This window comes from Terrisporobacter mayombei (genome assembly GCF_020748465.1).
In the GTDB taxonomy this organism is placed as follows: domain Bacteria; phylum Bacillota; class Clostridia; order Peptostreptococcales; family Peptostreptococcaceae; genus Terrisporobacter; species Terrisporobacter mayombei.
The window spans coordinates 42902-56877 of the sequence record NZ_JAHZMP010000004.1; the positions used below are offsets into that span (position 1 = coordinate 42902).

General features: G+C 29.5%; 10 protein-coding genes. 1 reads left to right on the forward strand and 9 read right to left on the reverse strand.

Annotated features, from left to right (window positions below; genetic code table 11):
- The first annotated feature begins 109 nt into the window (after window positions 1-109).
- The gene (locus K0039_RS13840) at window positions 110-523 is read left to right on the forward strand and encodes a single-stranded DNA-binding protein (RefSeq protein WP_228105665.1); all 414 of its coding nucleotides are present in this window, start codon (window positions 110-112) and stop codon (window positions 521-523) included.
- 60 nt (window positions 524-583) lie between these two features.
- On the opposite strand, the gene K0039_RS13845 is transcribed toward K0039_RS13840, so the two are convergent.
- From K0039_RS13845 to K0039_RS13885, 9 genes are all read right to left on the reverse strand, one after another.
- Entirely contained in the window at window positions 584-2464 is a 1881-nt protein-coding gene (locus tag K0039_RS13845; RefSeq protein ID WP_228105666.1) for a glycoside hydrolase family 13 protein, read from the reverse strand.
- The gene (locus K0039_RS13850) at window positions 2442-4898 is read right to left on the reverse strand and encodes a glycogen/starch/alpha-glucan phosphorylase (RefSeq protein WP_228105667.1); all 2457 of its coding nucleotides are present in this window, start codon (window positions 4896-4898) and stop codon (window positions 2442-2444) included. Before K0039_RS13850 ends, K0039_RS13845 begins: the two co-directional genes overlap by 23 nt.
- A gap of 12 nt (window positions 4899-4910) precedes the next feature.
- A complete protein-coding gene (gene glgA, locus K0039_RS13855; protein WP_228105668.1) occupies window positions 4911-6350 on the reverse strand; it encodes a glycogen synthase GlgA in 1440 nt (479 codons plus the stop codon).
- A gap of 21 nt (window positions 6351-6371) precedes the next feature.
- Window positions 6372-7502 carry a glucose-1-phosphate adenylyltransferase subunit GlgD gene (gene glgD / locus K0039_RS13860; protein ID WP_228105669.1) on the reverse strand — a complete coding sequence of 377 codons (1131 nt, stop codon included), beginning with the start codon at window positions 7500-7502 and terminating at the stop codon, window positions 6372-6374.
- A gap of 15 nt (window positions 7503-7517) precedes the next feature.
- Entirely contained in the window at window positions 7518-8666 is a 1149-nt protein-coding gene (locus K0039_RS13865; protein WP_228105670.1) for a glucose-1-phosphate adenylyltransferase, read from the reverse strand.
- Between the two features lie 41 nt (window positions 8667-8707).
- Window positions 8708-10606 carry a 1,4-alpha-glucan branching protein GlgB gene (gene glgB, locus K0039_RS13870; RefSeq protein WP_309165173.1) on the reverse strand — a complete coding sequence of 633 codons (1899 nt, stop codon included), beginning with the start codon at window positions 10604-10606 and terminating at the stop codon, window positions 8708-8710.
- A 263-nt stretch (window positions 10607-10869) separates the two neighbouring features.
- Window positions 10870-11823: an SPFH domain-containing protein gene (locus tag K0039_RS13875; protein ID WP_228105671.1), complete on the reverse strand. Its 954-nt coding sequence runs from the start codon at window positions 11821-11823 to the stop codon at window positions 10870-10872.
- Window positions 11824-11865: 42 nt separating this feature from the next.
- Window positions 11866-12306, reverse strand: a complete 441-nt coding sequence (locus K0039_RS13880; protein WP_228105672.1) for an NfeD family protein — start codon at window positions 12304-12306, stop codon at window positions 11866-11868.
- A 67-nt stretch (window positions 12307-12373) separates the two neighbouring features.
- Window positions 12374-13897, reverse strand: coding sequence for an NAD(P)H-hydrate dehydratase (locus K0039_RS13885; protein WP_228105673.1), 1524 nt, complete (start codon window positions 13895-13897; stop codon window positions 12374-12376).
- Window positions 13898-13976: the final 79 nt, after the last annotated feature.

A 13976-nucleotide genomic window follows, 5' to 3' on the forward strand; every position in this document is an offset into this window, starting at 1 on the left:
TCCTTATCCAAAAAAAATAATTTTTTCTCCTAGATATGTATATTCGAACTTATGTTTGTCTATAATTTTATTAAAATTTACAATCACATAAAAACATGGAGGTTTTTAAATGAATAAGGTCATATTAGTAGGAAGATTATGTCAAGATCCAGATTTGAAATATGTAGGTGAAAAAAATATACCTGTAACTAAATTTTCATTGGCAGTTGATAGAAGTTATAAAAATGCTCAAGGAGAACACGATACTGACTTTATTAATTGTGAAATATGGAATAGACAAGCAGAAGTTTTTAGCGAATATATAACTAAAGGTAGGTTAGTTTATATTGAGGGAAAAGTTAAAGTAGATAAATACTTATCTCCAAGCGGAGAAAATAGAAAATCTATTACAGTCAACTGCGACTTGTTTAGATTTGTAGATTCTAAACAAATCAATAAAACTGAAAATACCTTAAATAATGAAGAAATCTTTACAGATGAAGTTTTTGATGGTGAAATGTCTGAAAGTGAAATTCCATTTTAATTATAAAAAATGTGTAGATTATCAATAGTCTACACATTTTTTATATGCTTGTTCAAATACTTACTCTTGAATACTTTTCATTTTAAACATCATAAAAGATTTTGGTCCAATATCTACCACAAATTTTCCATTTTCTTTTTCTAAAGTAACTCCATAGTCACCAGGAGTATATTTTATTCCTATTTCATCTAATAAATCATACTCAAAATCAAAATCTATATGCTTATAATTATCACTTCTATTTATAACTATTAAGCAATTATCTTCCTCATTTTCACGAAGAAATCTTTCGTAAGCAAAAACATCATTGTCACTAGTATAAATAAAATTAGTCTCGCCATTTAATAAAGGCTTAACTCTATGTCTAGTTTGAATAGAGTTTCTATAAAAATCTATCATCTCACTATCTTCATTTTTCCAAGGATAAGTTCTTCTGTTGTCTGGATCTTTATCTCCTTCAAGACCTGCTTCATCGCCATAGTAAATGTATGGTACTCCTTCAAAAGTCATCTGCGCTAATACTGCAAGTTTAACCATCTCTTTATCATTATTAAGCTCTGTTTTAACCCTTCTTACATCATGAGTCCCTAATAAATTCAGGTTTGATTTGAATGCCTCTGGTGGATAGTTTTCTTTCATTTCCATATACAAATCATTAAGTTCATATGAAGCTATTTCTCCTTTTAAAAAAGATAGCATTCCCTTTCTAAACGGATATCCCATGGCTGAATCCAACTGTTTCCCCAAAAGATACTTTCTACGTTGTCCATAACTTATTTTATTAGAGGCATCTTCCCATACTTCTCCAATTAAAACAGAATCGGTTTCGGAATTTTTTAACTCCTTTTTAAATTCCGTTACAAACTCATCAGGTAGTTCATCCACTACATCTAGTCTCCATCCTTTGACTCCCATTTTCGTCCATTTATTCAAGACACTTTCTTCATCTTTAATTATGTAGCCCATATATGAATGTTCTAACTCATCTACATTCGGCAAGTCTTTAATTCCCCACCAACATTTGTAACCAACCTTTGAATCGTCAAAAGCATACCAACTTCTATATGGAGAATCCACATTATCATAGGCACCTTTACTATGATAGTTGTTAAACTTATTAAAATAAATACTATCCGCTCCTGTATGACTAAATACACCATCAAGTATTATAGATATTTCCTTTGCATTGGCTTTTTCTATTAATTCTTCAAATATATCCTCATCACCAAACATAGGGTCAATCTTTTTATAATCTCCTGTATTGTATTTATGATTACTAGATGATTCAAAAACTGGACTTAGATATATAATACTTATTCCAAGTTTCTTAAGGTATCTCAATTTGTTAATAATTCCCTTAAGGTTACCACCATAAAAATCCCATCTTATTATGTCTCCATTCTCGTCTTTTATATACATAGGATCATCTTCCCAGTTAGCATATATAAAGCTATTTTTCTTTGGATTACTTGGCTTACCAGTTTTATTACCATTATTAAATCTATCTACGAATATATGATATAAAACACCTTCTTTAAACCAAGCTGGAACTTCACTTTCTTCATAAACGGTTAATTGATATTTAATTAGATTATCAAAATCATATTCACAAGATTCACCATTTTGTTTAACTTTTCCATAAAATATCTTTTGATTATATCCATTTCGCATGACTTCTACTTCAAAATAATAATAATATACTGCTGGAACTAATAATGGCTCTATTTTACATTCATATATATTTTCTTCTTTTCTTACTAATGGAATTCGTCTTATTTCTTTACTATTTAAATTTTCATCTTCTTTTGTTATTACTAAACAAATACTGTATACTTCTTCATTAGTATTAACCCTAATATCAGCTCCTTGGTTAACATCTAAGGCTCCAAAAGGAGCCTTAAAATATTCATTCCAGGAGTTAAATGATATTGTTCTGCACATCCTCATCACACCCTTTAAACCAAATATCCTCTATATATTCATTTATAGTTCTATCACTAGAGAAAATTCCAGAGTTTGCAATATTTATAAGAGACATCTTATTCCACTTAATTTTATCCTTATAAAGATTACTTATTCTTTGTTGTGCATCAGCATATTCATCAATATCTCTAAGAACAAAATATTCATCATTATAAGTTATTAATGCATCATAGATTTCCCTACCTTCTTTTCCAAGACCAGGTATAAACCCATTAACTAAATCATCAACAACTCGTTTTAGCAACTTATTAGAATGATATAAGTCTTTAGATGAATATCCACCATATTTGTTATAATCTAATACCTGCTTAGCACTAAGTCCAAATAAAAACATATTTTCTTTTCCTACTTGTTGATATATTTCTACATTAGCCCCATCTAGTGTTGCCAGTGTTAATGCCCCATTCATCATAAACTTCATATTACTAGTTCCCGATGCTTCCTTTGTAGTCGTTGAAATTTGTTCACTTACATTTGCTGCTGGTATAATTTTTTCTGCTAGTGATACCCCATAGTTTTCTATAAATACAACTTTGATTTTGCCTTTTACTCTAGGATCATTGTTTACTAAATTAGCAACGCAATTTATTAGTTTTATTATACATTTTGCTAAATAATATCCTGGTGCTGCCTTGGCTCCAAATATAAAAGTTCGTGGTTGAATATCTAATTCAAGATCCACATTATCCAATATTTCATGATACAAGCAAAGTACATGTAAAATATTCATAAGTTGTCTTTTATAAGCATGAAGTCTTTTTACTTGTACATCAAATATGGAGTTAGGGTCTATCGTTATGTTATTATTTTCTTTTATATAATTAGCAAGTTTTACCTTATTATTAAATTTTATCTCTTCTAATCTATTCAATACATTTTCATCATCCACAAATTTTTCTAATTCCTTCAAATGAGATGTATCTTTTATCCACTTATTTCCAATTAATTTTGTTATTAAATTCGCTAGTTCAGGATTGGAACTTATAAGCCATCTTCTGTGAGCGATGCCGTTTGTCTTATTATTAAATTTATATGATTCTTCTTCATAAAAATCATTTAGGACTTCTTCTTTTAGCAATTTAGTATGAAGTTGTGCTACTCCATTTATACTATAGCTTGATACTATGCATAAATTAGCCATTCTAATTTCACCATCATACATAATAGCCATTCTTTTAACTTTCTCTTCACTATAGCCTTTTTTTCTTAAATCATTAACATATCTTTTATTGATTTCTTCAATTATCATATACATTCTCGGTAGAAGTTTTTTCATAATATCTTCTGACCATCTTTCCATTGCCTCACATAATATTGTGTGGTTTGTATAAGACATTACTTTAATAGTTATGTTCCATGATTCATCCCAGGATAATCCTTCTTCATCTAATAATATTCTCATCATTTCTGGTATACACAACGCTGGATGAGTATCATTTATATGAATAGCAATTTTATTAGGTAAATCTTGTGTTGTAATTTTATATCTTCTACATTTTCTAAATATATCTTGAATTCCTGCGCTGACAAAGAAATATTCTTGTTTTAGTCTTAATAGTTGCCCTGCATAGTTTGAATCATTTGGATATAAAGTTTGAGAAATTTCTTCTGCATAATATTTATATTTTAGTGCATCTTCATAACTAGCAGCTTGATTTTTAGCATATGAAGATGATTTTCCAAAATCTCTTGTTGGTATCTCACTTTTCCATATTCTAAGCGTGTTTATACATTCATTTCCATAACCAATTATAGGTATGTCATAAGGCATTGCCATTACTGGAATATAATCTTTATGAGTAACTTTAAGATTATCTTCATCATCTTTCTCCATATTAATTTTTCCTTCATATTTTACTAATAATGCCCTATTAGGTCTAACTGTTTCCCAAGAATAAGAACTATTTATAAGCCAGTTATCTGGGACTTCTACTTGAGAATTGTTTACAAACTTCTGCTCAAACAATCCGTATTTATATCTTATTCCATATCCGTGTCCACTTATTCCCACAGAAGCCATGGAATCAAGAAAACAAGCTGCTAATCTTCCCAACCCTCCATTTCCTAATGCTGGATCTGGTTCTGATTCAACTATCTCATCTAAGTCTATTCCCAATTCATTTAAACCTTGCCTTATAGTATCTTCAAACCCAAGATTTAATAAATTTGATTTTAATTGTCTTCCTAATAAAAATTCTATGGAAAAATAAAATACTGCCTTTTCTTGATATATCCTACTGCCTTCCCAGTCTTTTGAAATCATATCTTTTATAACATAACACAGCACATTAAAAAGTTCTTCGTTACTTGCTTCTTCAAGGGTTTGAGCGTATAAGTTGTTCATTTTTCTTCTGAAATGTTCTTTAAATCGCTTTTTATTTATTGTAATCATCAAATCGCCCCTTTAGCTTATTAATTCATTAAATATTCTCATATAGTCTTGAGCTGATTTCTTCCAACTATTATCTGTATTCATTGCATTTATAATTAGATTATTCCAAATACTTTTATCTTGATACAATGTAATTGCTTTTTGAAGAGTAAAAAACATTTCGTGAGCATTGTAGTTATTAAAACTAAATCCGTTTCCTTCTCCTGTGTATTGATTATAAGGAGTTACAGTATCTTTAAGTCCGCCAGTTTCTCTTACTATTGGAATTGCTCCATATCTCATGGCAAGCATTTGACCTATTCCACAAGGCTCATATAAAGATGGCATTAAGAAAATATCACATGCTGCATAAATTTGTTGTGCAAAAGCACTATCAAAAGTAATTCTTGCTGATAATTTATTACTGAAATTTGAATTGTAATAATTAAACATAGACTGATATTGATGTTCACCTGTTCCAAGCACAACCATTTGTAAATTTTCTCTCATAATTTCAGGCATCATATAATTAATTAAATCCAAACCTTTCTGTGAAGTTAATCTAGACACTATACCTACTAAAGGAATATTAGCATCAGCTTCTAATCCTAGAATTTCTTGCAACTTTATCTTATTTTGTAGTTTTTTATGTATACAACTAACATCAAATTTTTCAAATATGGCCTTATCTGTAGCTGGGTCATTTAAGTCGTAATCTATGCCATTTAAAATACCTTCTAATTTATAAGAGTTTGATTTTAAAAGGCCCTCTAGTCCTTCTCCATAAAAAGGTGTCTGTATTTCTTCTACATAAGTTTTACTTACAGTTGTGACTTTATCGGCAAATACGATTCCAGCCTTCATAAAATTAACTTTTCCGTAAAACTCTATATCCCCATTATTAAAATAATCATAAGATATATCAAAAACATTTCCCAGCATATCTTTATTAAATATTCCTTGATACTGTAAATTGTGTATAGTATAAACAGTTTTTATATTTTTATATTTCTTTAGATGCCCGTAATCTTCTTTAAGTAATAAAGGAATCATTCCTGTATGCCAATCATTTAAATTCATAACATCTGGATAAAAGTTCAATTTTTCCATGGATGATAATACTGCATTACTAAAGAATGCAAATCTTTCTGGATCATCACCATGTCCATATATACTTGGTTCATCAGATCTCTTAAAATAAAATTCATTGTCTATAAAGTAAAATGTCACTCCATCCAACTCCATAGTTTCTATGCCACAATATTGATTTCTCCACCCTACTTTTACACTAAATTCTGCAACTGGTTTAAATTTATCTTTTAAATATGTTGGTATTGTAGAATACTTTGGCATTATAACTCTTACGTCAGCACCTTCCTTTTTTATAGCCTTAGGAAGTGCATAGGACACATCCCCTAATCCTCCTGTTTTTACAAATGGCCAGCATTCTGACGTCACATAAAGTATCTTCATTCATTTTCCCCCTTTTTACTGCTAAAGCTTCTGATTCTTTTCTATGACCATAGGGTAGTCCTTATCTCCTTTTAATTCTTTTCCCTTTGAGATGATAATATTTTTATCAAATATAACATTTTCTAAAACTACTCCTGGCTCTATTTTGCAATTTTGCATTATTACACAGTTTCTTAGTATTGCTCCTCTTCCTACTTCAACTTTTCTAAATAATGTACAGTTTTCAACAGTTCCATCAATTTTACAGCCTGTAGCCACAAAGGAATTTTTTACTTCAGCATTTTTCATATATATGGTTGGTGCTTGACTTTTATCCTTAGTAAATATTTTTCTTTCTAAGTTGAATAATTCTGATGATACATCCTTTTTTAATATTTCTTTGCTTGCCTCAGCATAACTTTGAATCGAATTTATACACTTCAAATAATTTTCAAATTCGAATCCCCCAACTTGTATATTCGAAATTTCTCTTTTAATATAGTCTTCAAAATATGAGTGCGTTCCTAAACTTGCTATTTTATATATACATTTAATAAAATCTGTTCTTTTCATAATATAAGTTTCCATAGATATATTGGCGCTAGGAAAAGCTCCTATATTTCCACCTATGTTTAAAACTCTATCATTACTATCCATATTTAATGTCCTACAGCCTAAAAAATCCTCATCTGCATTTGTTACATGTTTATATATAACAGTAATATCATTTTTTGATTGTTTATGATATTTAAGCGCTTCTTTATAATCCATACTACATAACATATATCCTGGTGCAATAAGTATATACTCTTCTTTACTTCTTTCTATATAATCTATATTTGCTAATATAGAGTACACATCTCCGGTTCTAAAACCATAATTATTGTTATGCTTTGTATTTTCTGGGCTAAAAATATAAAGCCCGCCTTTCTTTCTGCTTAAATCCCAGTCCTTACCACTCCCCAAGTGGTCTGTTAAGGATCTGTATTTTTCTTTAGCATAAATTCCAACATTAGTAATATCTGAATTTACCATGTTAGACAAAACAAAATCTATAATTCTATATCTACCTGCAATTGGAGTAGATGCTAATGGCCTTGCATAATTTAATATATTTATATTTGGATTGCCTTTTTTATCAAGATTAATTAATCCCATACATTGATTTTTCATAATATTCTCCCCCTTTTAAGCTTCAACCTTTTCATTAGCACTAACTACTTCATACTCTGATACAATACTTATTTCATTTGCATCACTTTTTATCACTGCGTTGTCATTAATTACTGCACCTTCTGCTATCATTGCTTTTTCAATTATTACATTTTTTCCTATAGTAACATTTGGCATTATTACAGAATTTTTAATTATGCTTCCTTCCCCAATTTCAACCTTATGTGATAAAACTGTATTCTCGATTGTTCCTAATACGGAGCAACCATCTGCTATTAAAGCTTCTTTTACACTGGCATTTTCACCAATGTATTGTGGTGGAAGACCCATAGTATTGGTATATATTGTCCAGTTTGAATTGCTTAAATCTATAGCTTCTGGAGTATTAATTAAGTCCATATTTGCTTCCCATAAACTTTGTATAGTACCTACATCTCTCCAATATCCTTCAAAAGGATATGCATACATTTCTTGATTATCTTTTAGCATAGTTGGAATTACATCTTTTCCAAAATCATCAAAACATTCTTTAGTTTTTCTAGCTCGTAAAAAATATTCTTTTAGTTTTTTCCAATTGAATATATATACGCCCATAGATGCTAAATTACTTTTTGGATTTTTAGGTTTTTCTTCAAATTCATATATTTTTTTATCATCGTCTGCATTCATTATTCCAAATCTACTTGCCTCATCCCACGGAACTTCTATAACGGCTATTGTAGCTTCTGCTTTCTTTTCCTTATGGAACTCCAACATTTTGCTGTAATCCATTTTGTAAATATGATCACCCGATAAAATTAATACATATTCTGGATCATAATCATCTATAAAGTTCATATTTTTATATATTGCATTAGCTGTACCATTAAACCAATGCCCTTCTTTTTCACTCATATACGGTTGAAGTATATAAACTCCACCATTTATTCTATCTAAATCCCAATGACTTCCCATGCCAATATGTGAGTTTAATATTCTCGGTCTGTATTGTGTAAGCACTCCAACTGTATCTATCCCCGAATTAGAACAATTACTTAAAACAAAATCTATAATTCTATACTTTCCCCCAAATGATACTGCTGGCTTAGCTATCCTCTTTGTAAAAACACCCAATCTTGATCCTTGCCCCCCAGCTAAAATCATTGCTAGCATCTCTTGTTTCATTAAGATTCCCCCTTTTCAAGTTCAATTAATCTATTAATTTATTAATTTATTTTAAGTTTTACAAAAGTAGCCCCTAATGGTGGTACTTTTATTTTTACATAATAAGGTTTATTATGCCATTTCTCATCAACTGCAAATAACTCAGCATTTTTCATAGTTTGATTCGATCCCCAGTATTTCTCATCATCGCTATTAAATACTTCTTCATATTTACCTAAATAAGGAACCCCCACCTTGTAATCATAATAAACAACAGGTGTAAAGTTTAAAATAGCTATGATAAATTCTTTTTCATCTTTACCTTTTCTCATTAATGTAACTATACTTTTTTCTTCATTATGTGGATCAATAAAGTCAAACCCTTCATAAGAATTGTCAACCTCATATAAAGACTTTTCAGATATATAAAAATAATTTAAGTCCTTTACAAAAGCCTTTGTTTTAGCATGTTGCTCTCTGTCTAATAACTGCCACTCCAAGCCATAAGAATATCTCCATTCAAGCCCTTGACCAAATTCTCCACCCATAAACAATAGTTTTTTGCCTGGATGTATCATGTAATAAGAGTATAATAATCTTAAACTAGCAAATTTTTGCCATTCATCCCCCGACATTTTATCCAACAATGATTTTTTACCATGAACAACTTCATCATGAGAAAGTGGTAAAATAAAGTTTTCTGAAAATGCATACATAAATGAAAAAGTTATTAAATTATGATGATGCTTTCTGTATATAGGATCCATCTCCATATATTTTAAAGTATCATTCATCCATCCCATATTCCATTTATGGCTAAATCCTAATCCACCTAAATAAGTAGGTGAAGTTACCATTGGCCATGACGTTGATTCTTCAGCTATAATTAATGGATTTTTTATATTTTCATATATAACTTCATTTAATCGTCTTAAAAAGTCTATTCCTTCTATATTTTCTCTTCCTCCATATTGGTTCGGTCTCCAATCACCTATATCATAATCCAAATATAAAATAGAACTAACGGCATCTACTCTAATGCCATCCACATGAAATTCTTTAAACCAATACATTACATTTGATATCAAAAAACTATTAACCTCAGGTTTTCCTAAATCAAAATGAACTGTTCCCCAGCCTAGATTTTCTGCCTTTAGAGGGTCTGCATATTCAAATTGTGGTGATCCATCAAATCTATATAAACCATGAATATCCTTGCAGAAGTGACTGTATGCAAAATCTAATATAATTCCTAAATTACTTTCATGACATTTATCTACAAAAGCTTTAAATTCATTAGGCTTACCATGTCTACTTGTAGTTGCATAATATCCTACTGTCTGATATCCCCAACTCATATCTAAGGGGTGCTCTGTTATGGGCATTAATTCTATATGTGTATAGCCCATATCTTTTACATAATCAATCATTTCATATGATTCTTCAAAAGAGAAAAACTCTCCATCCCATTTTCTCTTCCAAGAACCAAGGTGAACCTCATATATATTCATAGGCTCATTATTAAGTGTCTTTTTATTCTTCTCTTCGAAATATTTTTCATCTTTCCAATCATAATCTTTTCCTTCATACACTATTGATGCTGTTTCAGGTCTCAATTCAGAAAAAGTACCATATGGATCTGATTTTAATCTACTTACATTATCACATCCAATTACATTGTATTTATAAATATCTCCCTCCTCTAAATCAGTAGTAAATATTGACCAAATACCACTGTTATACACATTTTCTAAAGGATGAGATGCTTCATTCCAATCATTGAAATCCCCTACTAAATATACAGATTTTGCATTAGGCGCCCATACAGCAAAGGAATTTCCAACTTTCCCTTTATACTCCACTTTATGATTTCCAAGAAATTTATAGCTATCTAAAGAATTTCCAGAAGTAAAATTGTCTATTTTTTCTTTTGTAATTATGTCTAAATATTTAATTTTAATCCCCCCTAAATGCTAATATTTTGTGTATCTTATTATACTTATACTTCTATTAAAATATGAATCTCCCTTTTTTTATTACTGATTTAACAGATTATTTACTTTAATTAATATAGATTATAATTCGTACTAGGCATAACAATTAAATTTTTTAAGATTAATTGTATATGGGTTTAGTAAAAATTTCCATATATATTTTTTTAATTGTATAGTTTTTCAAATAAAAAATACTCTAAAGATGCGTATCTTTAGAGTATTTTAGTTAATTATTTATTATTTTTATCGCTACTTAAGACTTCTTTAATTCCTTTAAAAGAACCTAAGAAATTAACTGTTTCTGATGGAAGGACAAGTTTAGTAGAATCACTTTCTGCAAGTTTTTCTAAAGCTTCCATAGACTTAAGTGCTAACATATTATCATCAATATCAGATTCCTTCATTGCTTGGAATACATTTTTAATTATAACAGCTTCACCTTCTGCATTAGCTTGTGCAATTTGTCTTATAGATTCAGCTTCACCTTGTGCCCTAAGTATACGGGATTCTTTTTCCCCTTCTGCCTCTCTAACCATAGCTTCTTTTTTAGCTTCTGCTCTAAGTATTGCTGCTTGCTTTTCTCCTTCTGCTTGAAGTATAGATGATGCCTTATTTCCTTCTGCTTGAAGTATTGACTCTCTTCTTTCTCTTTCTGCCCTCATTTGTTTTTCCATAGCAACTTGTATATCATGTGGTGGCATTATGTTTTTAAGTTCTACTCTGTTGACTTTTATACCCCATTTATCAGTTGCTTCATCTAGTATAGATCTCATCTTTGTATTAATTAAATCTCTAGATGTTAGAGTCTCATCTAAATCCAACTCACCAATTATATTTCTAAGAGTTGTGGCAGTTAAGTTTTCTATAGCAGATATTGGATTTGCTATTTCAAATACATATCTAACAGGGTCGGTTACTTGGAAATAAACTACAGTATCTATTTGCATAGTAACATTATCTTTTGTTATAACTGCTTGTGGTGGAAAATCTACAACATTTTCTCTTAAATCAATTACATATGCCATTCGATCTAAAAATGGTATTAAGAAATGAACACCTGTATCAGCTTTTTTGTGGAACTTTCCAAGTCTCATTACTATACCAACTTTTGATTGCTTAATAACTTTTACACAACTTAAACTTAATACTACTACTATTAGTATTATGACTACTAATTTTATCATACCCTCTTCTCCTTTTTATTAATTTATGGTTAATTTTATTATTTACTGTTCCTCTTGATTATCAGTAGGTTTTACAACTAGTTTAACACCCTCGATTCTTATTACCTTAACCAGCTGTCCCACTTCAATTTTTTCATTATTCTCTGATATTGCAGTCCAATCTTCTCCTGTCAATGTTACAATACCTGTCGTATAAGGAAGTATTTCTACTTTAACTACACCTGTTCTTTGCTCTATTCCTTGTAAATTTGTATTATATTTAAATGTCTTATCTTTATCTACAAAATACTTTGTAAATATGACTAATAAAGTAATTGAAATAGCCGCAAATAATGCAATTTGAATTATTACGCTTTCTATAAAAGTGCTTAGAACCATTAAAATTAAAGCACCTATACTAAACCATACTAGAGTTAAACTTGTTGTCATTAATTCAGCTATTCCAAATGCTACTGCAACAATTAACCAAACTGTATTCATCATATCCCTCTTCTCCATTTAGAAATTCACTTACTTTATACTAGTATAACAATATAAGTATTGGTAATAGTTACAAATTAATTTCAATATTAAATTTTTTCATAATAGAAGGAATTTTTTCTATAATATGAGTTGCATTCACTGTATACATTTTTTTAGACAAAATATCACCTATATAGCCATGTATATAGACTGCACATATTACTGCCTCAAATACTTCTATTCCTTGACTAACAAAGGAAGTTATCATTCCAAGTAAGCAATCACCCATACCTCCATTAGCCATGGCACTATTACCTGTTGGATTTATATATGTAACTTTACCGTCTGTAATAATGGTTTCATAACCTTTAAGTAGAACTATTATATTATTTTCCTTTGCAAATTCTTTTGCCACATCTAGTCTATTTCCTTTTATATATGAAATTGATTTGCCCGTTAGTCTAGACATTTCACCTAGATGAGGTGTTATTATAATTCTATTTTTATATTTTTTTAATATGCTTATATTATTTTTTAGCACATTTAGACCATCTGCATCAATTACTACTGGGCAATCACTATTATTTAAAACATATTGCAATCTTTCTAGCGTTGTCTCATTGTCTCCCATGCCACAACCAAATCCTATGGCATTAGAAGTTTTAATTAATTTATTTATTCGATCTTCTTCTTTATAATTTGCAGTCATACCTTCACTTAATTTTGAACTTATTATATCTTGAATATCCTCATCACAAACTAATGTAACTAGTCCACTACCGCTTTTTATAGCAGCCTCACTGGCTATGAATGCGGCTCCAGAAAATCCTTTTGAGCCTGCAAAAATCGTAATCTTTCCAAAATCACTTTTAAAACTAAATTTATTTTTATCCTTTATATTATCTTTGACAAAATTCATAGAAGTAATATATTCATTATCATCATATTTTTTTAATATATCTTCTGGTATACCTATATGCTCTACTACTACATTTCCAACATATTTTTTTGTTTCATATTTTAGAAAACCTCTTTTATAAAACTCAAATGATATAGTTTTATCAGCTTTTATGCATGATCCTAAAATTTCGCCTGTAGTTGCATTTATTCCAGATGGCACATCTATGGAATAAACTAAGTTTTTATTTTCATTTATAACATTTATAACATCTTTAAATATCCCCTTAATTTCTCGTTCTAGTCCAGTACCAAAAATACAATCAACTAATACATGACTATTTTTAATATCAGCTTCTAATTTTTTTAAAAGATTAATATTTTCGTCCTTTGTATCTATTATGATATAAGGTATATTCATAGCTTTGAGAATTTCTAAATTAGTTTTTGAACATGGTGTGATTTTTTCTATATTTCCAACTATAAATACCTTTACTTCTTTTCCTCTAGCTTTTAATTGTCTCGCTATTCCAAGACCGTCCCCACCATTATTTCCTACGCCACTAACAACTATATAATTATTATATAAATTTATATCTAAATGTTTAATTGCTGAAAGTACGGCATTTTCCATCATAAGAATTAGAGGAATCTTGTACTCGTTGATGCATGCATCATCTAATTTTTTAGTTGATATAGAAGTTCCTATTCTCATTTCCATCACCTCTTTAACTAAATTATTTTCAACCTCTTATATTAAAAATAGTAATTCTTTTCATACAAAAAATAAAGGA

Coding starts and splice junctions, on each gene's coding strand:
- K0039_RS13840 (WP_228105665.1), top strand. CDS start 110: ATGAATAAGGTCATATTAGTAGGAAGATTATGTCAAGATCCAGATTTG.
- K0039_RS13845 (WP_228105666.1), bottom strand. CDS start 2,464: ATGTGCAGAACAATATCATTTAACTCCTGGAATGAATATTTTAAGGCT.
- K0039_RS13850 (WP_228105667.1), bottom strand. CDS start 4,898: ATGATTACAATAAATAAAAAGCGATTTAAAGAACATTTCAGAAGAAAA.
- glgA (WP_228105668.1), bottom strand. CDS start 6,350: ATGAAGATACTTTATGTGACGTCAGAATGCTGGCCATTTGTAAAAACA.
- glgD (WP_228105669.1), bottom strand. CDS start 7,502: ATGAAAAATCAATGTATGGGATTAATTAATCTTGATAAAAAAGGCAAT.
- K0039_RS13865 (WP_228105670.1), bottom strand. CDS start 8,666: ATGAAACAAGAGATGCTAGCAATGATTTTAGCTGGGGGGCAAGGATCA.
- K0039_RS13875 (WP_228105671.1), bottom strand. CDS start 11,823: ATGATAAAATTAGTAGTCATAATACTAATAGTAGTAGTATTAAGTTTA.
- K0039_RS13880 (WP_228105672.1), bottom strand. CDS start 12,306: ATGATGAATACAGTTTGGTTAATTGTTGCAGTAGCATTTGGAATAGCT.
- K0039_RS13885 (WP_228105673.1), bottom strand. CDS start 13,897: ATGAGAATAGGAACTTCTATATCAACTAAAAAATTAGATGATGCATGC.